At 62.2% G+C, this 25714-nt stretch carries 19 protein-coding genes; 8 read left to right on the top strand and 11 right to left on the bottom strand.

Annotation, left to right across the window (positions count from 1 at the left end; translation table 11 throughout):
• Positions 1-17 precede the first annotated feature (17 nt).
• The 8 genes from C563_RS0114580 to dnaA form a co-directional block, all read right to left on the bottom strand.
• Positions 18-680: a DUF3566 domain-containing protein gene (locus tag C563_RS0114580; RefSeq protein ID WP_026264877.1), complete on the bottom strand. Its 663-nt coding sequence runs from the start codon at positions 678-680 to the stop codon at positions 18-20.
• Positions 673-3351 carry a DNA gyrase subunit A gene (gyrA, locus tag C563_RS0114585; RefSeq protein ID WP_018762808.1) on the bottom strand — a complete coding sequence of 893 codons (2679 nt, stop codon included), beginning with the start codon at positions 3349-3351 and terminating at the stop codon, positions 673-675. Before gyrA ends, C563_RS0114580 begins: the two co-directional genes overlap by 8 nt.
• Before the next feature lie 55 nt (positions 3352-3406).
• A complete protein-coding gene (gene gyrB, locus C563_RS0114590) occupies positions 3407-5494 on the bottom strand; it encodes a DNA topoisomerase (ATP-hydrolyzing) subunit B (protein WP_026264879.1) in 2088 nt (695 codons plus the stop codon).
• Positions 5495-5872: 378 nt separating this feature from the next.
• A complete protein-coding gene (locus tag C563_RS0114595; protein WP_018762810.1) occupies positions 5873-6427 on the bottom strand; it encodes a DUF721 domain-containing protein in 555 nt (184 codons plus the stop codon).
• Complete coding sequence (recF, locus tag C563_RS0114600; protein ID WP_018762811.1) at positions 6417-7622, bottom strand: DNA replication/repair protein RecF; 1206 nt, start codon at positions 7620-7622, stop codon at positions 6417-6419. Before recF ends, C563_RS0114595 begins: the two co-directional genes overlap by 11 nt.
• 45 nt (positions 7623-7667) lie before the next feature.
• Positions 7668-8552: a phosphogluconate dehydrogenase (NAD(+)-dependent, decarboxylating) gene (gene gnd, locus C563_RS0114605; RefSeq protein WP_018762812.1), complete on the bottom strand. Its 885-nt coding sequence runs from the start codon at positions 8550-8552 to the stop codon at positions 7668-7670.
• A 106-nt stretch (positions 8553-8658) separates the two neighbouring features.
• Positions 8659-9783, bottom strand: a complete 1125-nt coding sequence (gene dnaN, locus C563_RS0114610) for a DNA polymerase III subunit beta (protein WP_018762813.1) — start codon at positions 9781-9783, stop codon at positions 8659-8661.
• 536 nt (positions 9784-10319) lie between these two features.
• Positions 10320-11741: a chromosomal replication initiator protein DnaA gene (gene dnaA, locus C563_RS0114615; protein WP_018762814.1), complete on the bottom strand. Its 1422-nt coding sequence runs from the start codon at positions 11739-11741 to the stop codon at positions 10320-10322.
• 466 nt (positions 11742-12207) lie between these two features.
• Between dnaA and rpmH the strand changes: the two genes are divergently transcribed.
• The 8 genes from rpmH (at position 12208) to C563_RS0114645 (ending at position 17894) form a co-directional block, all read left to right on the top strand.
• A complete protein-coding gene (gene rpmH / locus C563_RS22245) occupies positions 12208-12345 on the top strand; it encodes a 50S ribosomal protein L34 (protein ID WP_003800212.1) in 138 nt (45 codons plus the stop codon).
• Between the two features lie 40 nt (positions 12346-12385).
• The gene (rnpA, locus tag C563_RS22250; RefSeq protein ID WP_081624186.1) at positions 12386-12796 is read left to right on the top strand and encodes a ribonuclease P protein component; all 411 of its coding nucleotides are present in this window, start codon (positions 12386-12388) and stop codon (positions 12794-12796) included.
• Complete coding sequence (gene yidD / locus C563_RS0114620; RefSeq protein WP_018762815.1) at positions 12789-13181, top strand: membrane protein insertion efficiency factor YidD; 393 nt, start codon at positions 12789-12791, stop codon at positions 13179-13181. Before rnpA ends, yidD begins: the two co-directional genes overlap by 8 nt.
• 15 nt (positions 13182-13196) lie before the next feature.
• Complete coding sequence (gene yidC, locus C563_RS0114625; protein ID WP_018762816.1) at positions 13197-14162, top strand: membrane protein insertase YidC; 966 nt, start codon at positions 13197-13199, stop codon at positions 14160-14162.
• Positions 14162-14707, top strand: a complete 546-nt coding sequence (locus C563_RS0114630; protein WP_018762817.1) for a Jag family protein — start codon at positions 14162-14164, stop codon at positions 14705-14707. The genes yidC and C563_RS0114630 overlap by 1 nt, the downstream gene beginning before the upstream one ends.
• A 20-nt stretch (positions 14708-14727) precedes the next feature.
• Positions 14728-15378: a 16S rRNA (guanine(527)-N(7))-methyltransferase RsmG gene (rsmG, locus tag C563_RS0114635; protein ID WP_018762818.1), complete on the top strand. Its 651-nt coding sequence runs from the start codon at positions 14728-14730 to the stop codon at positions 15376-15378.
• A gap of 89 nt (positions 15379-15467) precedes the next feature.
• Positions 15468-16547, top strand: a complete 1080-nt coding sequence (locus C563_RS0114640) for a ParA family protein (RefSeq protein WP_269208836.1) — start codon at positions 15468-15470, stop codon at positions 16545-16547.
• Positions 16548-16613: 66 nt separating this feature from the next.
• Positions 16614-17894 carry a ParB/RepB/Spo0J family partition protein gene (locus C563_RS0114645; protein ID WP_026264882.1) on the top strand — a complete coding sequence of 427 codons (1281 nt, stop codon included), beginning with the start codon at positions 16614-16616 and terminating at the stop codon, positions 17892-17894.
• Positions 17895-22429: 4535 nt separating this feature from the next.
• Here C563_RS0114645 and trxA read toward each other — a convergent pair.
• The 3 genes from trxA to C563_RS0114665 form a co-directional block, all read right to left on the bottom strand.
• A complete protein-coding gene (gene trxA / locus C563_RS0114655; RefSeq protein ID WP_018762822.1) occupies positions 22430-22756 on the bottom strand; it encodes a thioredoxin in 327 nt (108 codons plus the stop codon).
• Between the two features lie 36 nt (positions 22757-22792).
• Positions 22793-23749 carry a thioredoxin-disulfide reductase gene (gene trxB, locus C563_RS0114660; RefSeq protein WP_018762823.1) on the bottom strand — a complete coding sequence of 319 codons (957 nt, stop codon included), beginning with the start codon at positions 23747-23749 and terminating at the stop codon, positions 22793-22795.
• Positions 23750-23957: 208 nt separating this feature from the next.
• Positions 23958-25568 (bottom strand): ABC transporter substrate-binding protein, encoded by a 1611-nt coding sequence (locus C563_RS0114665; protein ID WP_018762824.1) that lies wholly within the window; start codon positions 25566-25568, stop codon positions 23958-23960.
• Between the last annotated feature and the right edge of the window lie 146 nt (positions 25569-25714).

The raw sequence follows: 25714 nt of genomic DNA on the forward strand, positions 1-25714 counted from the left end.
CCGGTGAAACCGGGTTCTTAATCGTCCGTCAAGGTGACGCCGATTCCACCCACCAGCGTGGCGGAAATGTTGTAGAGGACGGCGGAGAGCATGGACAGCGCCGTCAGCAGGACAACGTTGACCACAGCGATGATGGTGGCGAATGAGGCCACCTGCCCCAGCGATGCCACCTTCTTCAGTTCGAAGCCGCCGCTTTCGGAGCCGGCGAGCGTTCCCAGCAGGCTGTCCACCTGGTCGAAGATTCCGGTCAGGTCCAGCACCGTCCACAAGACGATTGCTGCCACCACGGTGACGATGCCAAGTGCCACCGAGAGCAGGAATGCCATCTTCAGTACGGACCAGGGGTCCACCTTGCTGATCAGCAGCCGGGCCCGCCGTACCTTTGCCTTCGGCGCGGGCTTCACCAGGCCGGGATTACCCTGTCCCTGGGCCGGCCGCTGGCCGGAGGCTGCAGGGCGCTGGCCCGGCTGACCCTGGAAGGGCCGCTGGCCGGGCTGCGCGGGGCGGTCGCCCTGCTGCGGGCGCTGGCCCGGAACCGCGGGACGCTGGCCCGGGGCACCTGCGGCCGCTGCCGGTCGCTGCTGCGGACGGACGGGGGCGTTCACGCGGGGCGCCGCTGAAGGCCGGTTCCCGTCAGGAACAGTGCTGTTCGGCTTGGGAAATGAGTCGGAATTACTCACTCGTTACCTCCGTGTTGTCTTCGTTCGGCTCAGCGTCGCCCGAGGCGTCCTCTGACTCAACGGCCGGTGATTCTTCTGCCATTGCTGGCTCGGCGGAATCCCCAGCGGGACCGCCATCTTCAGCCAACGTTACGTCATCCTCAGCGGATTCATCGTCCTCGAGGCCCCGTTCGCTGTTACGCGCCACCTCGATAATCCGGTCATTCTTGTCCGGCTTGGCGAAGATGACGCCCATCGTGTCACGACCCTTGGCCGGAACACCGGCCACGGAGGACCGGACCACCTTGCCGCCCTCCATGACCACCAGGACTTCATCCTCTTCCTGGACGATGAGGGCTCCCACGAGGTGGCCGCGTTCTTCCTGGTATTTGCCTACCTTGATGCCGAGACCGCCACGGCCCTGGAGGCGGTATTCCTCCACCGCCGTGCGCTTGGCGTACCCGCCTTCCGTCACGATGAAGACGAACGAGCCGTCAGTCACCACGTCGGCGGCCAGCAGTTCGTCGTCCTCGCGGAACTTCATCCCGGTAACGCCGGAGGTTGCCCGGCCCATGGGTCGCAGGGCGTCGTCCGTAGCGGTGAAGCGGATGGACTGGCCCATGCGGGAGACCAGGAAGAGGTCGTCTGTTTCCGAGACGAGCTGCGCCGACACCAGTTCGTCGCCGTCGCGCAGGTTGATCGCAATGACGCCGGCGGAACGGTTGGTGTCGTAGTCCTCGAGCCTGGTCTTCTTCACCAGGCCCCGCTTGGTGGCGAGCACCAGGTACGGCGCCTGCTGGTAGTCCTTCAGGTCCAGCACCTGGGCAATGTGTTCGTCAGGCTGGAATGCGAGCAGGTTGGCAACGTGCTGGCCCTTGGCGTCCCGGCCCGCTTCCATGAGCTCGTACGCCTTGGCACGGTATACACGGCCGAGGTTGGTGAAGAAGAGCAGCCAGTGGTGCGTTGTGGTGACGAAGAAGTGTTCCACGACGTCGTCGCCGCGAAGCTGGGCACCCTTGATGCCTTTGCCGCCGCGCTGTTGTGAGCGGTAGTTGTCACTGCGCGTGCGCTTGACGTAGCCGCCGCGGGTGATGGTGACCACCATTTCCTCTTCGGGGATCAGGTCTTCCATGGACATATCGCCATCGAAGCCCATGAGGATCTTGGTGCGGCGGTCGTCGCCGTGCTTGTCCACGATTTCGGCCAGCTCGACGCTGATGATCTCGCGCTGGCGCTGTTCGGAGGCCAGGATCGCGTTGTATTCGGCGATCAGGGCCTCGAGCTCGGTGTGCCGGTCCTGGATCTTCTGGCGTTCCAGGGCGGCGAGGCGGCGCAGCTGCATGTCCAGGATGGCGCGGGCCTGCAGCTCGTCGATATCAAGCAGTTCCATCAACCCGTCGCGTGCGGCTTCGGTGGTGTTCGAGGCGCGAATCAGGGCGATGACTTCGTCGAGCATATCCAGTGCCTTCAGCAGGGCACGGAGGATATGGGCTTCCTCCTCGGCCTTGCGCAGGCGGTACCGGGTTCGGCGTGCAATGACGTCCATTTGGTGCGTCACCCAGTGCCGGATGAAGGCATCCAGGCTGAGTGTCCGGGGCACGCCGTCAACGATGGCCAGCATGTTGGCGGAGAAGTTGCTCTGCAGCTCGGTGTGCTTGTAGAGGTTGTTCAGCACCACCTTGGGAACGGCGTCGCGCTTCAACACGATCACCAGGCGCTGGCCGGTGCGGCCGGAGGTTTCATCGCGGAGGTCCGCGATGCCGGAGATCTTGCCGTCCTTGACCAATTCGGCGATCTTGATGGCCAGGTTGTCAGGGTTGGCCTGGTACGGCAGTTCCGTGACCACGAGGCAGGTGCGTCCCTGGAGTTCCTCCACCGCGACCACTGCACGCATGGTGACGGAACCGCGGCCGGTCCGGTAGGCGTCTTCGATGCCCTTGTGTCCCAGGATGGTGGCACCCGTGGGGAAATCCGGGCCCTTGACCCGCAGCAGCAGTTCTTCGAGGAGTTCCTCGCGGGTGGCGCCGGGGTTGGCCAGGTACCACTGGACCCCATCCGCCACTTCCCGCAGGTTGTGCGGCGGGATGTTGGTGGCCATGCCGACCGCAATGCCGGAGGATCCGTTCACCAGCAGGTTGGGGAACCTGGCGGGCAGGATGGTGGGTTCCTGGTTCTTGCCGTCGTAGTTGTCCTGGAAATCGACGGTTTCCTCGTCGATGTCGCGGACCATTTCCATGGCCAGGGGCGCCATTTTGGTCTCGGTGTACCGGGGTGCGGCGGCACCGTCGTTGCCTGGTGAACCGAAGTTCCCCTGCCCGAGCGCCAGCGGATAGCGCATGGTCCAGTCCTGGATCAACCGGACCAGGGCATCGTAGATGGCAGTGTCGCCATGCGGGTGGTACTGGCCCATGACTTCGCCCACCACGCGGGCGCACTTGTTGAAGGAACGGTCGGGGCGGTATCCGCCGTCGAACATCGCGTAGAGCACGCGGCGGTGGACGGGCTTGAGGCCGTCGCGGACGTCCGGGAGGGCGCGCCCTACGATGACGGCCATGGCGTAGTCCAGGTAGGAACGCTGCATTTCCGTCTGCAGGTCCACCTGTTCAACGCGGTCGATCAGCACGTCGCCTTCAAGAACGGTGTCCGGTTCTCCGGCCTCGGAGGCGGGAATCTCGGGGGTTTCGTCGCTCATTCTTTATTTTCCGTTTCAGGTATATGTCTGGTTCCGAATACTTTGGAGCGGGTCCTTAGATGTCCAGGAACCTGACGTCCTTGGCGTTCTGCTGAATGAAGTTGCGCCGTGACTCCACGTCTTCGCCCATAAGGACGGAGAAGATCTGGTCGGCGGCGAGGGCGTCATCCATGGTCACCTGCAGCAGGGTGCGGTGGTCAGGGTCCATGGTGGTATCCCAGAGTTCGGTGTAGTCCATCTCGCCCAGGCCCTTGTAGCGCTGGATGCCGTTGTCCTTCGGGATGCGGCGTCCAGCCGCTTGGCCAGCTACCAGTTTGGCGTCGCGTTCGCGGTCGCTGTACACGTAGTCGTGCGGCGCGTTGGACCATTTGATCCGGTACAGCGGCGGTTGTGCCAGGTAGACGTAGCCGTTCTCGATCAGGGGACGCATGTAGCGGAACAGCAAGGTCATCAGCAAGGTGGTGATGTGCTGGCCGTCGACGTCAGCATCGGCCATGAGGACGATTTTGTGGTACCGAAGTTTGGCGAGGTCGAAGTCCTCGCCAATCCCGGTGCCGAACGCGGTGATCATGGACTGGACCTCCGCGTTGCCCAGGGCCTTGTCCAGGCGGGCACGTTCCACGTTCAGGATCTTGCCGCGCAGGGGCAGGATGGCCTGTGTTTCGGGGTTGCGGCCGCGCTTGGCGGAACCGCCGGCGGAGTCGCCCTCCACGATGTAGACCTCGCACTTTTCCGGGTCTTTGGAGGAGCAGTCGGAAAGCTTGCCCGGCATGCCGAACGATTCCAGCGGGCTCTTGCGCCGGGCGTTGTCGCGGGCCTTCCGCGCGGCCATGCGTGCCTGGGCCGCCGAAATGGCCTTGCGGATGACGTCACGGGCGGGGCCAGGGTTGCGCTCCAGCCAGTCACCCAGGCCGTCGGTGACCACGCGCTGGACGAATCCCTTGACCTCGGAGTTGCCCAGCTTCGTCTTGGTCTGGCCTTCGAACTGGGGCTCCGCCAGCTTGACGGAAATGACGGCGGTGAGGCCCTCGCGGATGTCGTCGCCCGTGAGGTTGTCGTCCTTTTCCTTGATGATGCCCTTTTCCCGGGCGTACCGGTTTATCAGGGACGTCAGTGCGGCACGGAAGCCTTCTTCGTGGGTGCCGCCCTCGTGGGTGTTGATGGTGTTGGCGTAGGTGTGCACGCTCTCGGAGTAGGCACTGGTCCACTGCATCGCCATTTCCAGGGCAATCCGGCGTTCGGTGTCCTCGGTTTCGAAGGCGATGACGTCCTCGTGGACCACCTCCACCTTCTTGCCCGAGTTCAGGTGCTTGACGTAATCCAGCAGGCCTTCGTCGTACTGGTACACCACGGTGCGGTGTTCGGCGCTGATCTCGCCGTCGGTGCTGAGGTCGTCAAGGTCGAGGTCGCCGTCGGCTTCATCACCTTCGGCGGCACGCTCATCCGTCAACGTTATGCGCAGGCCCTTGTTGAGGAAGGCCATCTGCTGGAAACGGGCGCGGAGGGTCTCGAAGTCGAACTCGGTGGTTTCAAAGATCGCCGGGTCCGGATAGAAGGTCTGGGTGGTGCCGGTGGCATCGGTCTCTTCACCTTGGACCAGGCTGCCTTGCGGCTTGCCTCCGTCGGCGAAGGACATCCGCCAGACGTGGCCCTGGCGCCGTACCTCGGTGTCCACCCTGCTGGAGAGGGCGTTGACCACGGAAATGCCCACACCGTGCAGGCCGCCGGAGACCGCGTAGCCGCCGCCACCGAACTTGCCGCCGGCGTGCAGGATGGTCATTACCACCTCGACGGTGGGCTTGTGCTCGGTGGGGTGCATGTCCACCGGGATTCCGCGGCCGTCGTCGACAACTTTGACGCCGCCGTCGGCCTGCAGGACCACTTCGATATGGCTGCAGTAACCGGCGAGTGCCTCATCCACGGAGTTGTCCACCACCTCATAGACCAGGTGGTGGAGTCCTCGGGGACCCGTGGAACCGATATACATGCCCGGGCGCTTGCGGACAGCTTCGAGGCCTTCAAGGACAGTGATGTCGCTGGCACCGTACTCCCTTGGGCTGGTAGACGCAGCCGGGGTGTCAGGGGTACGGCCATCCTCGACCGCTGTATCTGCTGCCAGAATATCTGTATTGTCGTTAGCCACAGGCGCTGCGACTCCTCTGTTCTCGATGATGGCCGGCTGATTTCTTTTCGCAGGGAAAAGTGACCCGCCAACAGGCACAAACTTATGGCGCCGGTGACTCGATGACGGTCGGTGATCCGCGCTCTGCGTGCGGGACGCGCGCGGAGAACGGACTGAAGTCAACGTTTCATCCGCGCCCAGTTATCTCGGTCAATTCTACCGCGAACACGCCCAGATCCTCGCATTCCAAGGCCGTGGGCGGACGGTGAATGTGCCTGTGCGAGGCTCTTGGCCCCGCCTAGGACGGCCCGGTGGTACGCCCTCCGGGTGCCCATACACGCCGCGGCCCTTCCTGGCCTCTATACGCCTTTGGGCGAAGTTTCAAGAGCTGCGGCCCGGCTATCCGTAGGTGTCCCGCGGACCACGCCCGTTGACACTGCGTCCACCCTTGCGCCAGCTGGGCGCTGTGGGGCCGAGGACCTGGATCCTGGTGACCACGCCGTCGCCCAGTTCCCGGCGGAATTTCTCCAGCAAGCTGGTGCTCAGCAGCCTGAGCTGGGTGGCCCAGGCCGTGGAGTCACACCGAACGTGCAGGGTGGTGTCGGTGAAGCTTTCGGGTGTGCAGTGGGCTGAAATCTCCGGGCCCACCAAGGTGGCCCACTCCGCCATGACGGAACCCACCGCTACCGGGGAGGTCCAGCCGCGTTCTGCAACCAGCCGCCCAACCACTTTGCCCAGGCCGAGCGGGTCCCGGCCGGTGGCATGAAACTGGCTGAAGCCCCGGGTGTCACGGATACTGCCCTTGGCTTTTTGCGAACCGGGCCGGGGCGCCTTCCTGCGGACTTCGCCGCGGGCGGCAGCCGCCTCCCGCATCCTGTTCAGTGCTGCTTGCGGGGCATCGATGTGGTCAGGTTCGCGGCCGGGCTGCAGCCCGGCATCCTCGTCACTGCTCATCGATTCCTCCCGGGATGACCTTCACCCGCCGTCCGGACAGCTCTTCCGGAATATCGGCGTCGACGGCGGCGGTCACCAGGACCTGTTCCGCGCCGGAGACTATAGCCGCCAGTTTACGCCGCCGCTGGACATCGAGTTCGGCAAAGACGTCGTCCAGGATGAGGATGGGGGCGGACCCGCCGGTGCGGGCGTCATCGAGCATGACGTAGTACGACGCCAACCGCAGGGAGAGGCACATGGACCAGGTCTCCCCGTGCGAGGCATATCCCTTCGCGGGTGCCTGTCCGAGGATGAGCTCCAGCTCGTCGCGGTGCGGGCCGACGAGCGAGATGCCACGTTCCAGTTCTTTCTTCCGTGATTCCGCGAAAGCCTGGATGTAGCGCTCCGTCAGCTGTTCGACACTGAGCAAGCGCAGGTCCTCCTGCGCGGCGGACGAAGCCCCGGCCGTGGTGCGCTGGGCATGTGCGGCCGGGACGCCGTCGTCGTCCATCTGGTTCTGGAGGGTCGAACGGTACAGGGCATCGGCGGGCTTGGAAGCATCCGTCAGCTCGGCGTAGGCGCGGGCGAGGTGCGGGCGGAGCCGTTCCACCAGTTCCAGCCGTGCGTGCAGCAGCTGTGCTCCGGCACGGGCCATGTGCTGGTCCCAAACATCCAGGGTGGCTTCATGGGCAGTCGTGAACCGTCCGGCCCGCGCTGATTTCAGCAGGGCGTTGCGTTGCTTCAGGACGCGGTCGTAATCGCTGCGGGTGGCTGCATGATGCGGAATGAGGCTGGCGAGCAGTTCGTCCAGGAAGCGCCGGCGGTTGGCGGGATCCCCCTTGACCAATGCCAGGTCCTCGGGAGCGAACAGGACGGTCTGGCAGATGCCCAGCAGGTCGCGGGCACGGACCGGGTTGCTGCGATTGATCCGGCCGCGGTTGGCCCGGCCGGCATTGATTTCCAGCTCCAGCACCGTGGTCTGCTCTCCGCGGACCAAACGGGCCCGGACCAAGGCGCGCTCCGTGCCGAACCGGAGCAAGGGGCCATCGGAACTGACCCGGTGGGAGCTGAGCGTGGCCAGGTAGCCGATGGCCTCCATCAGATTGGTTTTGCCGATGCCGTTGTACCCCACCAGGACGGTAACGCCCGGGCCGAGGCTGAGGTCAACCTGGGCGTAGCTGCGGAAGTCCGTCAGGGAAAGATGTTCAAGATACACGCGGTGGTCGGCAATTCTGGAACCGGTGGCGGCTCCTGGTGGATGCTACTTGGCGGGACGGGTTGCATGGCCACCGAACTGGTGGCGCAGCGCAGAAACCATCTTCATCGCGGGGGACGTGTCCTCCCGGGAAGCAAAACGGGCAAACAGGGCGGCCGTGATGGCCGGGGCCGGAACCGCATTGGCGATGGCCTCTTCAACTGTCCAGCGGCCCTCACCCGAATCCTCCACGTAGTCGTCGATGGACTCCAGGCCTGGATCTTCATCCAAGGCTTTGACCATGAGGTCCAGCAGCCAGGAACGGACCACGGTTCCCTTTTGCCAGGCGCGGAACGTGCCCGGCAGGTCCGTGACGATGTCCTTCGCGGCAAGCAGTTCGTACCCTTCGGCGTACGCCTGCATCAGGCCGTATTCGATCCCGTTGTGGACCATCTTGGCGTAGTGGCCGGCGCCGATTCCGCCAACGTGGACAAAGCTGTCAGCCCTGTCGCCCTCAGGCCGCAGGGCATCAAAAACCGGCATGGCGCGTTCAATGTCGCCGGCGTCACCGCCTGCCATCAGGCCGTAGCCGTTCTGCAGGCCCCAAACCCCGCCGGACACCCCGCAGTCGGCGAACCGGATGCCCTTGGCGGCAAGCACCTCACCATGTTTCTGGTCTTCAGTGAACCGCGAGTTTCCACCGTCGATCACAAGGTCGCCGGGCTCGAGTTTGCCGGCCAATTCGGTGATGACGGCGTCTGTCACGGGGCCGGCCGGGACCATGACCCAGATGACCCTCGGCGCCGGGACGGCGGCGATCAGGTCTTCGACGCTTGCGGCATCCGTGACATCGGGATTCCGGTCGTAGCCGGTGACCTCCACGCCGCCCTTGCGCAGGCGTTCACGCATGTTGAAACCCATTTTGCCGAGGCCAATCAGTCCAATGTGCACGGTGAGACTCTTTTCTGCGCTGGTGTGTGAAGGCTGGGAGCCGATGGGTGGACCCACGCCGCCCGGGTTCCCTGGCCGAGCTTGCGAGGCAAGGCGGCGGTGGGGACTAGTTGGGCAGGCGGACAGGCATCACCAGGTAGCGGTAATCATCCTGGTCTTCGCCGTCGGCATCTGCCTGCGCCGTGATCATGGCGGGCTTGGGTGCTGTGGTGAACGAGAACCGGACGAATTTCGTCTCGATGACACTGAGGCCCTCAATCAGGTAGTGCGGGTTGAAGGCCACCGTGATGTCCTCGCCGGACAGCTGCGCTTCAAGCTCCTCCGACGCCTGGGCGTCCTCGCCGGTCCCGGCATCAAGGTTGAGCAGTCCGCTGCTGAATGCCAGGCGGACCGGAGTGTTGCGTTCGGCGACAAGTGAGACGCGGCGGACGGCTTCCACCAGCTCTTGGGTTTGCACCGTGGCATGGATCGGTGTGGATTCCGGGAACAGGGACCGGATCTTCGGGTAATCGCCATCCACCAGCAGGGACGTAGTGGTGCGGCCGCCGCTTTCGAATCCGATCAGCCGGCTGTCATCGTCGGAGAGGGCAAGGTTGATGTCGCCGCTGTTGCCGAGGGTTTTGGCCACTTCGTTGAGGGTTTTGGCCTTCACCAGCGCGCTCGTGGAGATTCCCGGAGTCACAGGCTTCCACGGCACTTCGCGCATGGCCAGCCTGTACCGGTCGGTGGCAAGGAGGGTGATCAGGTCATCCTCGATTTCCATCCGCACGCCCGTGAGGATGGGCAAGGTGTCGTCCTTGCTGGCTGCGATGATCACCTGGGAAACAGCTTGCGCGAAAGCGTCGCCGGGAACGGTGCCGCTGATGGCAGGAAGGGCAGGCAGCGGCGGGTACTCGGCTTCCGGCATGGTGGCCAGGTGGAAGCTGCTTCGACGGCAGGTGAGTGTGACCTTGTTGCCGTCGGTTTCAACGTCCACCGGGGCCGAAGGGAGGCTGCGGCAGATGTCCGCAAGCAGCCGGCCGGAAACCAGGATGGTTCCTTCGTCCCTGATATCGGCGGCGATTTCCAGCCGTGCGGATGTTTCGTAGTCAAAGCTCGAGAGGCTGACTGTTCCCGCTTCGGCCTTCAGGAGCAGGCCGGAAAGGACGGGGACCGGCGGCCGCGGAGACAACGAGCGGGCTGTCCAGGTGACGGCTTCGGCCAGGACGTCCCGATCGACTCTGAACTTCACGGAAGGGTGCCGCCTTTCATTGCTGCTGCCATGTAACCCGGGAACTTCGCAGTGAAACTCCGGAAGATGTTGTGCGCGCCGCGGCCGGTGCATGGTCCGTGCAGACGGAAACCACACAAAACCCAGGGATGGGAGCGCTGCTGACAGCTTAGCCGGAAGAACCGCGATTAACCCATCCCCAAGCACCCGGCCCGGCCCTTCCAGGGGCCGGAGGGCCCGCCCGGTGGAGGTGCCGATGGATCTTGTTGTTTGAGGGAATTCAATTTTTTGGGATTCGTAGTGTTAATAACTGCTGTGGAAACTGTGGATAACCCGATCCTGGCCCACGTTTCCGGGGTTAAGCCCTGTTCACGGACTGTGCGTTACCTGGGTTTTAAACAGGGTGTGGATGGGGACAACCCAAAGAGCCATTTTTGATGATCCACAGACGGCTTAAGGGTTTTAAGCCCATTAAGCGCGCTTGTCCCCTTAAGTATCCACAGGCTTATCCACATGCCCCTGTTAATAAGGTATAGAGTGCGTGGCCCGGTGTGGATTCAGGAGTCGCGCTGCTGCTGCTTGATCCGGTTGGTCAGTTCCGTCACCTGGTTGTAAATCACACGGCGTTCGGCCATCAGCTCACGGATCTTGCGGTCGGCATGGATCACTGTGGTGTGGTCGCGGCCGCCGAGTTCCTGGCCGATCTTGGGGAGCGACATGTCCGTCAGTTCCCGGCAGAGGTACATGGCGATCTGGCGGGCGGTGACAAGGGTCCGGGTGCGGGACTTGCTGCAGAGCTCTTCCATGCTGAGCTTGAAGTAGTCAGCGGTCTGCTGGAGGATCTGCGCTGACGTGATTTCCTGCGCACCGTCGTCAGTGATCAGGTCCTTGAGGACCATTTCCGCAAGCGCAACATCCACCGGCTGCCGGTTGAGGCTGGCGAAGGCGGTGACGCGGATCAGGGCGCCCTCAAGCTCGCGGATGTTGCTGGAAATCTTCGACGCGATGTACTCCAGGGCGTCATCAGGTGCCGACAGTCCCTCGCTGAGCGCCTTTTTCCGCAAAATTGCGATGCGCGTTTCGAGTTCCGGCGGCTGGATGTCTGTCAGCAGTCCCCATTCGAACCGCGACTTCATCCGGTCTTCGAACCCGGCGAGCAGCTTGGGCGGCTGGTCCGAGGTGATGACCACCTGTTTGTTGTTGTTGTGCAGCGAATTGAACGTGTGGAAGAACTCCTCCAGCGTGCGGTCCTTGCCGGCCAGGAACTGGATGTCATCGATCAGCAGGACGTCCACGTTGCGGTACGTGGTTTTGAAGCTGGCGCCTTCGTCGTCCCGGATGGAGTTGATGAAGTCGTTGGTGAATTCTTCGGAGTTGACGTACCGGACCCGGATCCCGCTGTAGAGCCGGCGGGCGTAGTGCCCGATGGCGTGCAGGAGGTGCGTTTTGCCGAGGCCGGAGTCGCCGTAGATGAACAGCGGGTTGTAGGCCTTGGCGGGTGCCTCGGCAACGGCGACGGCGGCTGCGTGGGCAAATCGGTTGGAGGAACCAATGACGAACGTGTCGAAGACGTACTTGGGGTTCAGCCGGCCGAATTCATGCGACGTGCTGGGCAGCATGGGCTGCGGCTTTTGTTCGATCAGCTGGTCCGGTGCGAACGCAGGCTCGACGACGGGTTCGGGCTCTTCGTGGATGGGCACCAGATCGGTGTCGACGTCGATGGCGCAGCGAATGTCCTCGGAGAAGACATTGTGCAGAGCATCGTCCAGGGCGTCCTTGACCTGGGTCTGGAGCACTTCGCGGGTGAGCTCGTTGGGGACGGCCACCAGGAGGGTGGAGCCGATCAGGCCTTGGGCCTGGGCGAGGATGACGAAACCCCGCTGGCGCGGTGAAACACGGTGGTCCTGTTCCAGCAGGCTGACAACCCGGCGCCAGGAACTTCCGACAGTATTGGCGTGGTTGGCTTCGTCTACTGTCATCAATCGGTTCCCTCAAAACTTGCTATGCCTGCATTGCCTGCAGCCCAAGTCCGGAACCAGGCTGCTGGCCCAACTTAATCCACAGGGTTATGCACAGTCCGTGGATAATCGGCTACTGGGACACTCTAGGGGATCAAAAGCCTAGAAGATAGCTGGCTATCCGGCTGTGGATAATTACACGGTTGTGGTTCCTTGGAGGCCCCTGTGAGCCACTTCATCCACAGCCTGTTGGGATACTTAGGCACAGCTGGGGATAGCACCGCAGGGCCCTCGCGGTTTGACTCGGGGCCTCGAATTGCCCTAACGTTGTGAAGTCCTTTGTGTCCGCTTTTTGGCCCCATCTGAACTTCCAGGCGCAGTGCGCTTGGACAGCCGGGGGAAGCGTGCATATACAAAACTTAGCGTCGGCCAGTTCTTCCCCATATTGATCGGGTGGGCGCACCTTTGATCCACTGGAGTAACTAACGTGAGCAAGCGGACTTTTCAGCCGAATAACCGCCGTCGAGCCAAGAAGCACGGCTTCCGCCTTCGTATGCGTACCCGTGCCGGCCGCGCCATCCTGGCAGCCCGTCGTGGCAAGGGCCGCACCGAGCTTTCGGCCTAAATAACTGACTTGTCGGTAGACATCCCTTTGCGAGTTTAAGGTGCTGGCCGCCCGCAACCGCCTGAGGACTGCAACCGATTTTTCAATAACCGTACGTTCCGGTGTCCGCAATGGACGCCGGAACGTAGTGTTATATGCGGCAGCCATCGCTGCCGACGAACCCAGCCGGATCGGGTTCATTGTTTCCAAGAGTGTAGGGAACGCCGTGGTCAGGAACCTCGTTAAGAGGAGACTGAGGGAAGCGGCTGCCGCCTCACTGAGTGAACACGCAACTGGACTCGCCATCGTGGTGCGGGCACTGCCCGCCTCCGCGTCTGCCAGTTGGGATCAACTGCTGGCGGATTACAACGCAGCACTGGAAACAACGCAGAACCGGCTGGCCGGACGGCCACCACGGCCTGCCGCCAAAGGTTCGGCCGGTACAACACGGGAGGGGACAACGCGTGCCTAGCACCACTGCCGCCGTCGCCCGCATCCGGAACGTGACCGCCGCCGTCGCAAAGTTCCTCTGGAACCTGCCCCGGAACATCCTCATTCTCTTGCTGATGGCCTACCGCAAGGTGGTTTCTCCCTTGTACGGCCCCGTCTGCCGATTCTTCCCTTCATGCTCGGCCTATGCCCTTGAAGCGGTCACCGTACACGGCGCTGTGAAGGGAAGCTGGCTCGCAGTCAGGCGCCTTGGCCACTGCCACCCATGGAATGCCGGCGGAGTGGACCACGTCCCCGCCGGCGGCCGGGAATGGCCTGCGGGCCGAACCCCCACAATTGTTGTGCTGAACAATCCGGACCGGTACCTGGTTGCTCGGACTGATGAAGAAGGCCGCAGTGCGGCCTGACGAATAGGGATAAGTATGGACTTCTTTGGAACAATCATGGCCCCGTTCAAGTGGCTGGTTTCCATCATCATGATTGGATTCCACGATGGCTTGAGCGCCATTGGCATGCCCGCCGCAAACGGCTGGACCTGGACTCTGTCCATCATCGGACTGGTGCTGGTGATCCGTGCCGCCCTGATCCCCGTATTCGTCAAGCAGATCAAGGCGCAGCGCGGCATGCAGCTGCTGCAGCCCGACCTGAAGAAGCTGCAAGACAAGTACAAGGGCAAGACGGACCAGCTGTCCCGCCAGGCCATGGCCCAGGAACAGATGGCCATGTACAAGAAGCACGGCACCAACCCGTTCTCCGCCTGCCTTCCCATGCTGATCCAGATGCCCTTCTTCTTCGCACTGTTCCAGGTGCTTTCGGGCATTTCCCAGGCGAAAGACCAGGGAGCCGGCATTGGTGCGATGAGCCACGAACAGGTAGTGGAGTTCGATGCCTCCAGCATCTTCGGTGCGCCGCTGTCCGCCGCCCTGCTGCACGGTGGTGCCGGGAACACAGCCGTGGTGGTGCTCTCGATCGTGATGATCCTGGCCATGACGGCGTCCCAGTTCATCACCCAGAAGCAGATTATGGCCAAGAACATGTCTGAAGAAGCCATGGCCAGCCCATTCATGCGGCAGCAGAAAATGATGCTTTACATCCTGCCGGTAGTCTTCGGCGTGGGTGGCATCAACTTCCCCATCGGCGTTCTGATCTACTGGACCACCACCAACCTCTGGACCATGGGACAGCAGTTCTTCGTGATCCGCCGCATGCCGACGCCGGGATCCCCCGCTGCCAAGGCCCTCGCCGAACGCCGCGCAGCCAAGGGCCTGCCGGCCCTTTCCGTCCTCACCGGCAAGCGGGATGAAGCAGCCGACGCCGCCGCGGCTGCCGCCGTGGAAGCCAAGGGACAGCGCGTCCAGCCCCAGCGTAAGAACAGGAAGAAGAAGTAATGTCAGCCGAGAGCACCGAGCACGTCCTTTCCGAAGAGATTGCAGACCAGGACGAGTCCCCCACTAAGGCCTCTGCGGCCAGCCGCCTCGAGGAAGAGGGCGACGTCGCCGCAGACTACCTGGAGGAACTGCTGGACATCGCCGACATCGACGGCGACATCGACATCGAGGTCCGCAACGGCCGCACCTACATCTCCATCGTCGCGGAGGAAGAAACCGAGGGCCTCGAAGGCCTGGTAGGGGAAGACGGCGAGGTGCTTGAGGCTCTCCAGGAGCTCACCCGGCTGGCCGTACTCTCCGCTACGGAGAACCGTTCACGGCTTGTGCTGGACATCAATGGCTACCGCCAGGAACGTACCGGCCACCTGCAGAAGATCGCCGAAGATGCTGCAGCATCCGTCAAGGAGACCGGTAAGCCGGTTGCCCTTGAGCCGATGAGTGCCTACGAGCGCAAGATCGTGCACGACGCCGTGGCTGACCTCGGATTGGTCAGTGAGTCCGAGGGTGAAGGCTCCGGACGCCACATTGTGGTTTCCGCAGACTAGAGAGTGCCAGCACGATAACCATGGTTGATATCACGGCAGCAGAGCTTAGGGCTGCTGAGAAGATTTTCGGCGACCGCCTGGACCTGGCCAAACGCTATGTTGAGCACCTGGCCACCTCCGGGACCGAACGCGGGCTGATTGGGCCCCGCGAGGTTCCCCGGTTGTGGAGCCGCCACGTGCTCAATTGCGCGGTCATCGAAAGTGAGATCCCCCAGGGAAGCCACGTTGCCGACGTCGGAAGCGGCGCAGGCCTGCCTGGCCTTTGCCTCGCCATTGCCCGCCCAGACCTCGAATTGACGCTCATCGAACCCCTCGAACGAAGGGTTATTTGGCTCCAGGAAGTGGTGGACGACCTCGGCCTGGACAACGTCACCGTCATGCGTACCAGGGCCGAACTGGCCGTGGGGCAGGTGGACGCCGACGTGGTCACGGCCCGTGCCGTGTCAGCCCTGACGAACCTCGCAGGCCTGACCATCCCGCTCCTCGCCGGACACGGTGAGGTGGTGGCCATCAAAGGCCGCAGTGCCGGGGAAGAGATCGAAAAGGCCGCGAAGGTCATCCGCAAGCTTGGCGGTGTGCAGACATCGGTGGTCACCGTCGGTGACAACATCCTTGAAGAGCCCACCACCGTGGTGCGCATCGTAGTGAACAAGTCCCAAAAGAAGTCCTAAAGTGGGCCCACTGACGGTGGTCAGACGGGTGGAGCAGTTAGGCTAGACAACGGCAGCAAAATTGGCTGAACGAGAGTGAGTGTGCCCCAGTGACGAGTAGTGAAGCCTCCGCACAACGGATCCCGCCGTTTGTGTCTCTGGGGTCGGCACGTTCCGTCGCTGGGTCCGGGTTGGCCGGTTTGGGAATGGCCCCGGCCCGGGGCGGAAACCATCCACGGCCGGCCACCGGTGCCGTTGGAAGTGGAGTTTCACGTGAAACAACCTCTTCCGGTAGGTCGAACGTCATCGATGCCATTGACGATTCGAGTCCTATCGCCCGTGAGCTCGCACACGAGACCAAACGCCGGGAACGCCTGATGGGTCGCCAGCTCCCGCGTCCGGAGCAGACCCGGATCTTCACCGTCTCCAACCAGAAGGGCGGCGTGGGCAAGACCACGACGACCGTAAACATTGCCGCAGCCCTTGCGGCCGCCGGACTCAACGTCCTGGTCATCGATATCGACCCCCAGGGAAACGCCTCCACCGCCCTCGGCATTGAACACCACGCCGATGTGGACAGCATCTACGACGTCCTGATCAACGACATCCCGCTGGCGGATGTTGTGGCTCCGTGCCCGGACATCGGGAAGCTGATCTGCGCCCCGGCCACCATCCATCTGGCCGGTGCCGAGATCGAGCTCGTCTCCCTGGTCGCCCGGGAACAACGGCTGCGGCGCGCTATCGACGTGTACGCCAAAACCCGCGAAAAGAACGGCGAAGAGCGCCTCGACTACGTCTTTATCGATTGCCCGCCCAGCCTCGGCCTCCTGACAGTCAACGCCTTCTGCGCCGCCAGTGAAGTGCTGATTCCTATCCAATGCGAGTACTACGCCCTGGAAGGCCTCAGCCAGCTCCTCAAGAACATCGAGATGATCCAGAAGCATCTCAACGCGGACCTCGTTGTTTCAACGATCCTGCTCACCATGTACGACGGCCGGACCAACCTCGCTGCCCAGGTTGCTGCTGAAGTGCGCCAGCACTTCCCTGAACAGGTGCTTTCCGCCGTCGTTCCCCGCTCGGTGCGGATCTCTGAAGCGCCCAGCTACCAGCAGACGGTCATGACCTACGACCCGTCCTCGAGTGGTGCCCTGTCCTATCTGGAAGCCGCCGCTGAAATAGCGGAACGCTAGAATCTTCAATACCGCAACGCATGGAGGCCCGGGTCATCCTGGCTTCACCACTGGAGGGATTTACCCATGAGCGAGAAGCGACGGGGCTTAGGCCGCGGTCTTGGCGCGCTGATTCCAAGTTCCGCCGCAGCCAATGGTTCTGCCAACGGTGCAGCGCAATCGCGGCCAGTGGACTTGTTCTTTCCGGAAGGCCGGAAGAAGACCGAACCCGTAGAGCAGCCTGCACCGCCGGCTGCAGCCAAGGCACAGGAAAAAGAAGGCCAAGCTCCCGCGGCCCGGATTTCTGCAGCGAAGACTACCCCCGCAAAATCGACGGCCACCGACAAGCCCTCCAAAACGGCCGCGGCCGCCAACGGGGCAGCCGACACGAAGGCCCCTGCCAAGAAGGCGCCGGGCCTGCGCTCCAAGGCTGCGGATGGGCCCGCCCCCTCAACGCCACCGGCGAAGGCACCCCAACCGGCTGAAGCCGGCGCAGCGGACAAGGTGGAAGCATCAGCGGCCCCGGAATCCGGCGTTGAGTTGGTTGAGGTACCAGGGGCACGGTTCGCGGAATTGCCGGTAGGCGACATCCACCCCAACCGTAAGCAGCCCCGAAATGTCTTTGATGAAGACGACATGGCCGAGCTGGTGCACTCCGTTCGTGAAATCGGAGTCCTGCAGCCAATTGTCGTTCGTACATCAACTGAATCTGGTAGTGAACCCTATGAACTGGTCATGGGTGAGCGCCGTTGGCGGGCGGTCCAGGCGGCAGGGCTGGAGACCATTCCTGCCATCATCCGTGACACCACCGATGACGACCTGCTGCGCGATGCCCTCTTGGAGAACCTGCACCGCAGCCAGCTGAATCCCCTGGAAGAGGCGGCGGCGTACCAGCAGCTTCTCGAGGACTTCGGTACCACCCACGAGCAGCTCGCTGACCGGATCGGCCGCTCGCGTCCCCAGGTGTCGAACACGCTTCGCCTGCTGAAGTTGCCGCCGCTCGTGCAGCGCCGCGTAGCCGCGGGCGTCCTGTCGGCCGGCCACGCCCGTGCTCTTCTCTCGCTGCCGGATGCAGCGGCCATGGAACGGCTCGCCCAGAAGATCGTGGCCGAGGGCATGTCCGTGCGCGCCACTGAAGAAGCAGTCACGCTCTACCAGGACCCGGCTAAACCGGCCAAAAACAACATTCCCCGCCCCGGGGCGCGGCATGAACGGCTCGACTACTTGGCGTCATCGCTTTCGGACCGGCTGGACACCAACGTGAAGATTTCCCTTGGCGTCCGAAAAGGTAAAGTCAGCATCGAGTTCGCCAGCGTAGAGGACCTCAACCGAATCATGGATGTGCTGGCGCCGGGAGCGACCAACTAGCGCTCACCGTTACTGGAGCCTAGGGAGGCCCGATTCACTGCGAATCGGGCCTGTTTGCGTTCCTGGGACGGTCGGCAAGACGGCCCCCGGATGCGAGGTCGCCGGGGCTGGCGAGAACTGACTCGGTTTAGGACCCGTCATGGCCCGAATTCGTCTGCCTGCTTACTGGGTCCCCGCTATGGAGCATTGCCGCATCCGACCGTCGGATGTGGCGGCAAGGATGTACTTTGCCTGCTTCGCCGGCATATTAGTCTGGGTTTGCCCACGTTCCGCTGGGCGTAGGACGTACAGCCGGCGTTCTCTGGGCTGGTCGGGGGTGGTGCGGGTAGTTTGTGGCAAACCGTCGGATCGGGGCTTTGCGGTGCCCGTGAGGGCCCATAGGGCGAATACCAGGCCCAGGATCAGGGCTATTGGAAGGCACCCGGCTCTTCAGCGGCTCTCCTGGTGCAGCTGAACCGCTGCTTCCGGATGTTCGGTCGAGACCCTTCTGACGTCGGCGCACAGAGATGTGTGGATGGAAGACGATTTTTAGAGGTGTCGGAGCCGCACTAGCAGTGCACTTCCGTCCGTTGTTTCACGTGAAACGCGAGCAATGTGCTGCGCTCCTTGATGTGCCGGCCAATTGCATCTACCTTGTGGTTATATCCGCGGCCGGTTCACTCTTCTCAAGGGTGTGCGGAATGGGCCTGAGTGCCATAGTTCGCGGGCGAATGTGCTTCTGTCATCGGCAGGCCTAAATGCCATGGTCCTGCCGCAGAAAGTCATCATGTTTTACGGAGACTATTCGATTGGGCTACCTGGTGATGGATTCCCGTCAATATCGAAAGACGGTTCTGTCCTCAAAGACGGTTGTGTCTTCAAAGACAGTTGTGTCCTTAGGTTGGTGATATGCCACGTCTGCGGTTCTTGCGCGCGTTGTAGGGCCACCGACTTCGCCGAAGCCGCACCGTGCTGCTAACGGACTGCTGTGAACCGGGCATCACTAACACTGATCATTCGCGGGTCCTTGTGCCACGAAGCCAAGAACTCACCTGAACAGAAATCACCAGGCTGGTGTCTTCGATCATCTCGTGACACAGGTGTCGGATCTAGCCAGGTCAGGTGGTGCACTATCAAAATCAGGCTGTGCGATTTGGTCGAGTGCCCCGATACGGGAGAGTTCGGCTGATGTATGCACTACTACTGCTTTTCCTGAGTTTCTCTATTTGGCGATGGATTATTGGGATGTACTTTGTCGAAAGTAGCCATCCGTGTGGTTCCGTGTGTGCGGAGACCGTGGCGTGGGCGCCTGCATTGGCCGTGAATGTTTCACGTGAAACGGCGCAGCTACGGGCGGTGGCCGCCGCAATCTAGATATGTGTTTCACGTGAAACACACCTAGTCGATACTGTCTTTCGCATGGGGAATCGGAACTCTGAAAGAGCCGGCGGAGCACGCGCATCCAGCTTCACGCGCTGCACTGCGGATGGACCCGAGAGCGGGGCGGACCTCGTGGCCGGCAAGGACGGATGTTTCCAATCCACCACCTCTGAAATCACTATGCGGCGTGGATGTCCCGCAGCGTCCCGTGCTTCTCCGCGGCGTAGATGGGAAGTGCACCGAGTGCAGGTTCGACCCTGGGTTCCACGGTCTTCGTTGGGGACCGGTAGTTCCTGAGCTGTCCTCCATTGGGTACTCGCTCAGTAAGTTGGAGTGCAGAAGCAGAACTGCGAGGGCGCGTTGGGCCCCGCACTGATCAGGAGTATGACCTAAGCGGTCTTGCTGTTGCTGAGTGCGCCCAATACGCAGTATCGGAACAGACATACGGTGTTTACTTAGGTCGTGGAAGAGTCTCGTGGAAGGCGGATCAATGTCGCCTCGACGCTGCCCTGGGGCGTGTGCCACCCTGGAACGGGTTTGCACGGTCACTTGCACGGAGTCCTTGCGATGAGCATGGGCACCGTGAGTCCCCAACCTTCGATACCTGCTCCGCGGTGACCCTGTCCCCCGGCCTTCGGCGTCGTCCTGGATAACCATTCTGGGTTTGGCACAGAGGCAAGGGGTGTGGCACCGCACTACCTCCTAGCGGCGCTGCAGAATACAGAGCTGCCGATGGCTATTGTTCGGCGGTGTTGGGATTGCGCTCCGGGATGGGGGTTGGAGGGTTCACGGAGGTGTAGTTGCTTCGTTTCGGCGCCCAACCGACACTTTGCCGGGCGGAGCTCTTCCACGTCGGGTTGGCGCCGCGGGAGGCTGCTGTCCTTAAGAATCTCAACAACCGCCTGGACGCCGTGCGTCGACGTTAGGCAGCGTTGTTTGGAGCAGTCGCGTTGCACCGGGAAGGCGGCCTAGCTCGGCGCGAATGTATCGGCACCGGGGAACCCTCGAAGTACCCGGAGCGCAACGGGCGATCCCCCGGAGCGTTTCATCTGCTTCGCTCGGCGGCAGATCATAGGTGGATATTCCTGTGGATAACTTTGTGAATAAGTTCTGTCCCTGATCCAAAGCTTCGCAGCATCTTGTGCTCCGCGACTGGCTGGGGGAAGGCTACAAACGTTGCGGCAACGTAACCCCTAGGCGTGACCGCAACCCTGGCGTTTCACGTGAAACATCGTGTTGCATTGCAGGGCAGCGATAAGCGCACATTTTAAGTGGAAAATGACAACATTTCCGGCGTGTATGAGCTAGATCAGCTAGTACCTTTTCGCGTTCGTTCCCGGGAATAGGCGGACATGGTGTCTACACGAACACCTTGGGATTCGAATAGGCCGTTGAGGATCTGAGAATCCCTGGAATCGATGATCAGGCCGCCTGTGGATATCGCTGTGAATAACTCGACAGAGGTCCTGTGGATAACGCGTGCATAACTCAAGGCGGGATTGCCAAAGAGCGGATCGGTTGCCAGCTCAAGGCCCTCGGTGATGTCGCTGCAAATTGACCAAGAGGGGAACTTGGATCCGGGGTGGATACGAGATCCAAGGTATCTTCGAAGTTGAACTGCCCCAGCCGGAGCCCATGGGGGCGAACACTGTTCCGCGTGAGGAGCCTCAGGAATGCCGCCCGTGTAAGAGGCGGAGTCTTCATGTCGCACCGCTCACGGCCAATCCAGCGGTGCCCCGCAGGTAGATCTTGGACGTGCCAACTCCCAATACCAGTCGGATGCAGGCAGCGGCATGCCCCCACCCCACCCATAAGATCAAGAGGGATATCGGAGCGCGCCTTCGTTTCACGTGAAACATCGACCCTCTCCCAGACCAAGTCGACCTCAGCGGCCGTACGCGAGCAATGTGAAGTCATCAATGAATAGCCGCGTCGGGATGACTGCCGTGTAAGGGCGTGTGCGCTGAACTGCGAGCCAACGACGACGAACCAAAGAGCTCTCAGGCTCGGCGTCGATCCGATGCGTTGGAGGGCCGTTCGATCATTGACGCGGTGTACCGGTGACAGCGCTGCACGCCCCCTGGGCGAGCTCACGACCCGACGAGGATCTGGCTCATGCGTCCGTGTCACCGGGTGGGGCCCGCTGGTCCGGGTCAGGAAAGCGTAAAGAGGGGGCGCGGCTCCGCCTGGTCTCCCCCAAGCGCTAGGCAAGCGACCTTGAAGGTCCGAGGGCGGTCTGTCTGAGAACCCCGTCCCCGCATGGACCGCATTCTTGCCGGCTGAAGCGTGTATGCCCGGGTCCGGAGCAGGATTCGGAGCGTCAAGTTGTGAAGGAGCTAGGCAGGACAGCACTCTCCCCCGGCCATGGATGGACGCGCCGTACATTTGTGTTTTTCGTCTGGGCCTAAGCAATTTTCAGCTCACCGGTTCGCGCGGTCGCTGATGCCAGTTCCGATTTCAGCTTGATCTTGGACTTCGTAGGAGCGATGGGAATGAGACCAGAAGTATCAATCGTCCGTTCTCGATGTGTGCAGTTGATGATTTTGCTTCTCACAGGAAGCACGAGCAATCACCAGTTTTGCGCAGAAATATATGCCAAATGACTCGCCTCGCACTATCCAAGCCGAGACTCCCCTCCGCTGTGTCCCGTAGACGGCACGCGATCGCTTGACCCCATCGACGCTTGCCATTTGGGTGACAGCGTCTACGATGTTTCACGTGAAACCCTGGAACCTCACACACATCCGGCTCACATCTGGCGCACCCTCGTACGCTACCGTGCCAGTGTCCCGCGATGTAGAGATGGCGGCCTTGGACAGCTTGAGGTGAGACGCTATGTCTATTCGGCACAGCACCGGCGTGGCGTAGCTGGTGGCCATAGACGCCCATGGGAGTTAGAGTTCCCCCCGCATCTATGCCCCACGTCCTACAGGTCGGAACCATCGACAAGGGACCACGTGCAATCGGGTCAGGGAGACGGGACCGTGCGCGAAGGCGTTTCACGTGAAACGTACCTGTCAACAACGATCTACGGTTACCCACGCAGTGCCGAATTGTTCAGGGTTGGATAGAAGTAGGCGCTCAAGCACGGCAGGCACTGGACAAAAAAATGGCCCCCGCCAGGCGACGGGAGCCACTCTTTGACCTACTTCAGGTGAAGCCAAATAGGCTGCAGTTCAGGAGAGGACGTCAGAGAATTCCTTCTCAAAGAACTGCTTCGGCTTTGCGCCGATAACAGTGCTCTTCACTTCGCCGCCCTGGAACAGGTAGACGGCCGGGATCGAGGTGATGCCGTATTCGGCAGCGATTGCCGGGTTGTCATCCACGTTGACTTTGACGACGTCGACTTTCTCGCTGTACTCGACCGAGATCTCGTCAAGGATCGGGCCAAGCTTACGGCAGGGGCCGCACCATTCAGCCCAGAAGTCGACGATGACAGGCTTTTCGGAGGACAGGACGTCAGTGCCGAAACTTGCGTCAGTTACATCTTTTGCGTTGCTCATAACCTTGTCTTTCTCTTCGGATAACAGTGTCGCGGATTATGCGGGCAGATCGGCCAGGTAGTGTTCGACGTCAATAGCCGCAACACATCCTGAACCGGAAGCGGTGATTGCCTGGCGGTACGTCGGGTCAACAACGTCGCCGGCAGCGAACACACCCGGGAGGCTTGTCCGGGAACTCCGGCCCTCCACGGCGATGGTGCCCTCGGGTGTCAATTCCAGGACGTCCTTGACCAAATCGGTCCGGGGATCGTTGCCGATGGCGACAAAGACACCCGTAACGGCAAGCTCAGACACTGACCCGTCCACCAGGTTATTCAACCGCAGTCCGGTGACTTTGTCCTCGCCGAGAACGTCCTCTACCGTGCTGTTCCACGCAAAAGTGATCTTCTCGTGTGCGAGTGCACGGTCCGCCATGATTTTGGAAGCCTTGAGCGAATCACGGCGGTGTACAACCGTTACGGATTTCGCAAACTTTGTGAGGAAGAGGGCCTCCTCCATTGCTGAGTCGCCGCCGCCAATGACGGCAATGTCCTGGTCCTTGAAAAAGAAACCATCGCAGGTTGCGCACCAGCTGACACCATGTCCGGACAGGCGCTTTTCGTTGGGAAGCCCCAGTTCCCTGTAGGCCGACCCGGTGGAAAGGATGACGGCCTTTGCGCTGAAGGTCTCCCCCGTGCCGATGGTGACTTTCTTCACCGGTCCTTGGAGGTCGAGCCCGGTGACATCCTCAAACTGGATTTCAGTTCCAAACCTGGCGGCCTGCTTCTCAAAGTTCTCCATCAGGTCCGGCCCCATGATTCCTTCAGGGAAACCGGGGTAGTTTTCCACGTCCGTGGTGTTCATCAGCTCGCCGCCTGCAGTCACTGAACCTGCGAGCAACAGAGGCTTGAGGTTTGCCCGTGCGGTGTACACGGCCGCCGTGTACCCTGCCGGTCCCGAGCCTACGATGATGACATCACGTACGTCGGACGCCGTGTTTTCTGCGATGGTCACTGGAACGTGAACCTCTTCCTTGTTCGACTCGCCTCCCTTTGGAGGCCGGCCACATGGCACAACCGTGCCCGCGTGCTGAATATTCCAGCGCCCGGACAAGGTGAACCACCGCAAAAGGTACAGGACTATCCTTCGCAGGGCGCTCTTTCCAGATTACATTCCCCGCGCGCGGCGCCTGTCGCGGCTGTAACAACCGCGGCGTCGAGGCTTACTGGACCTTGATTTCTGCCAGGCGGAGACCGTAACCGTAACGGGTCTTTGGAGCCGCCAGCTTGGGAAGCGAATTGATGGAAACAATCACGTATTGCGCCTGGACCGGCTCGGGAAGGGGCATGTTCAGGTCCGTGGAGGTGAAACTGCTGGTGCCAATGGACTTGGCTCCATCCAGGGATGGCTGGTCGTTGGTGTACACGGTGATGTTGCCGCCGGATCCCCCGAGCTGGGAGAGCGTAATGGAAGAAACCGTGGCCTTGCTCTTCAGCTTCACCACCAGCGGAACTCCCTGCGGGGCCAGGCCACCCCAGTTCTCCGTGGCGAACTCCATGTCGGACCAGTAGCTGGCGTTGTTGCCGTCGTAAGCCTTGACCAGGTCGCCATCGAATGTGGCAGCAAAGTCGAAGTTCCCCTGCCGGGTCACACTTTCAATAGCGGGCGGTACCGCGGGCGGAGCTGACGGGGCCGCCTGGGTGGCCGATGCAGACGCCTGCGGTGCGCTGGTGCTGGCGGGCGGAGTGGACTTGGCCTGGGGCTGCCCTGGGGTGAAGAGGCTGCCAAGGTTGGTGACGGCGAAGATCAGGCCTGCAATCAGCACAACGGCAAGGAGGCCGCCAACCAGCCAGCGCATGGAACGGGGCTGGTCGTCGGACTCATCATGGTCGTTGTCGTCGTCTCGATCGGCAAATGCGGTGCCGGCAGCGGCCGGGGCCGCCGCACGGGCAAACAGGGCGGACCTGCCGTTGCCGCTGCGGGGCTCTTGCGGGGCGTCGCCGTCCTGGTGATCGTCGTCGTCGCCCGATTGGGCGTAGTCGTCGTCAGACCACAAGGAAACCTTCGGCTTGCCGTCCGAAACGGACTGCTGTGGATGTGCCTGCGTGGTGTCGTTTGGACCGGTGTCCGTATCCGCAGTGTTTGCCGGCTCGAAGCCGGCGTGCTCGGCTGCAGGCTGTACGGGCTGGGCGGCAGTGGCATCGGGATCCACGTCGGCCGGTCGTCGTCCCGCCGAGGCTGCCGAGGCTGCTGCTGCACCTGCAGCTGCGGCGCCAGCGGCACCGGTGCGGCCTGAACCCGGGGGTACAGCGGGAGCCTGGCTTGCGGGCCGGACCGTGGGCCTTGGCGGCGCGGCCGGCGCGGAAGGATAAGGATCAACCTGGCTCGGGTGCGAGTCGGCGTAGTTGATGTACCCGGCGTCGACGTTGTCTTCCTCGTCGTAGGGCTCGGGTTCGTGGGAACGGGCCTGGCCGAAGATCTCACTGCCCAGCGTGTCCGTGAAGAACGGTTCGACGTAGGGCGGGTTGGATGCCACCACAAGATCCAGGAGGTCTGCGGCGGAGGTGTGGTTGGTGATGAGGTAAGTGGTGTCTTCGGTGACGCCGAGGTCCAATACCTGTACCGTGCCGGGGCGTTCGCCGGTGGCCACTTCGCGGGCGCTCTGGGCAACCTGCTCGGTGTTTTCCGGGCCCGCCACCAGGATGCTGACCGGCCGGTTAAGGACCTGGTCCACGCCGTCCAGCACCAGATCGTGGTCGTGGGAGGCCAATACCGTGGCTGTGACCTTGTAACGGCCACCCAGTACTGATCCGACATCGATCGGGTTGGACACGTGTTCCTCCTAGACTGTCCGGGATTGCCGGCCTCAATGACGCAACCGCCGATCAGGCGCCGCGCACGGCCGAACCCTGACTGCAACTACCCCTGTACCTGTTCGATCCTAGCCGATCAGCCCCGGACGGCCGTGGAGAAGACCGG

Origin of the sequence: Arthrobacter sp. 135MFCol5.1, assembly GCF_000374865.1 — a bacterium.
Classification (GTDB): domain Bacteria; phylum Actinomycetota; class Actinomycetes; order Actinomycetales; family Micrococcaceae; genus Arthrobacter.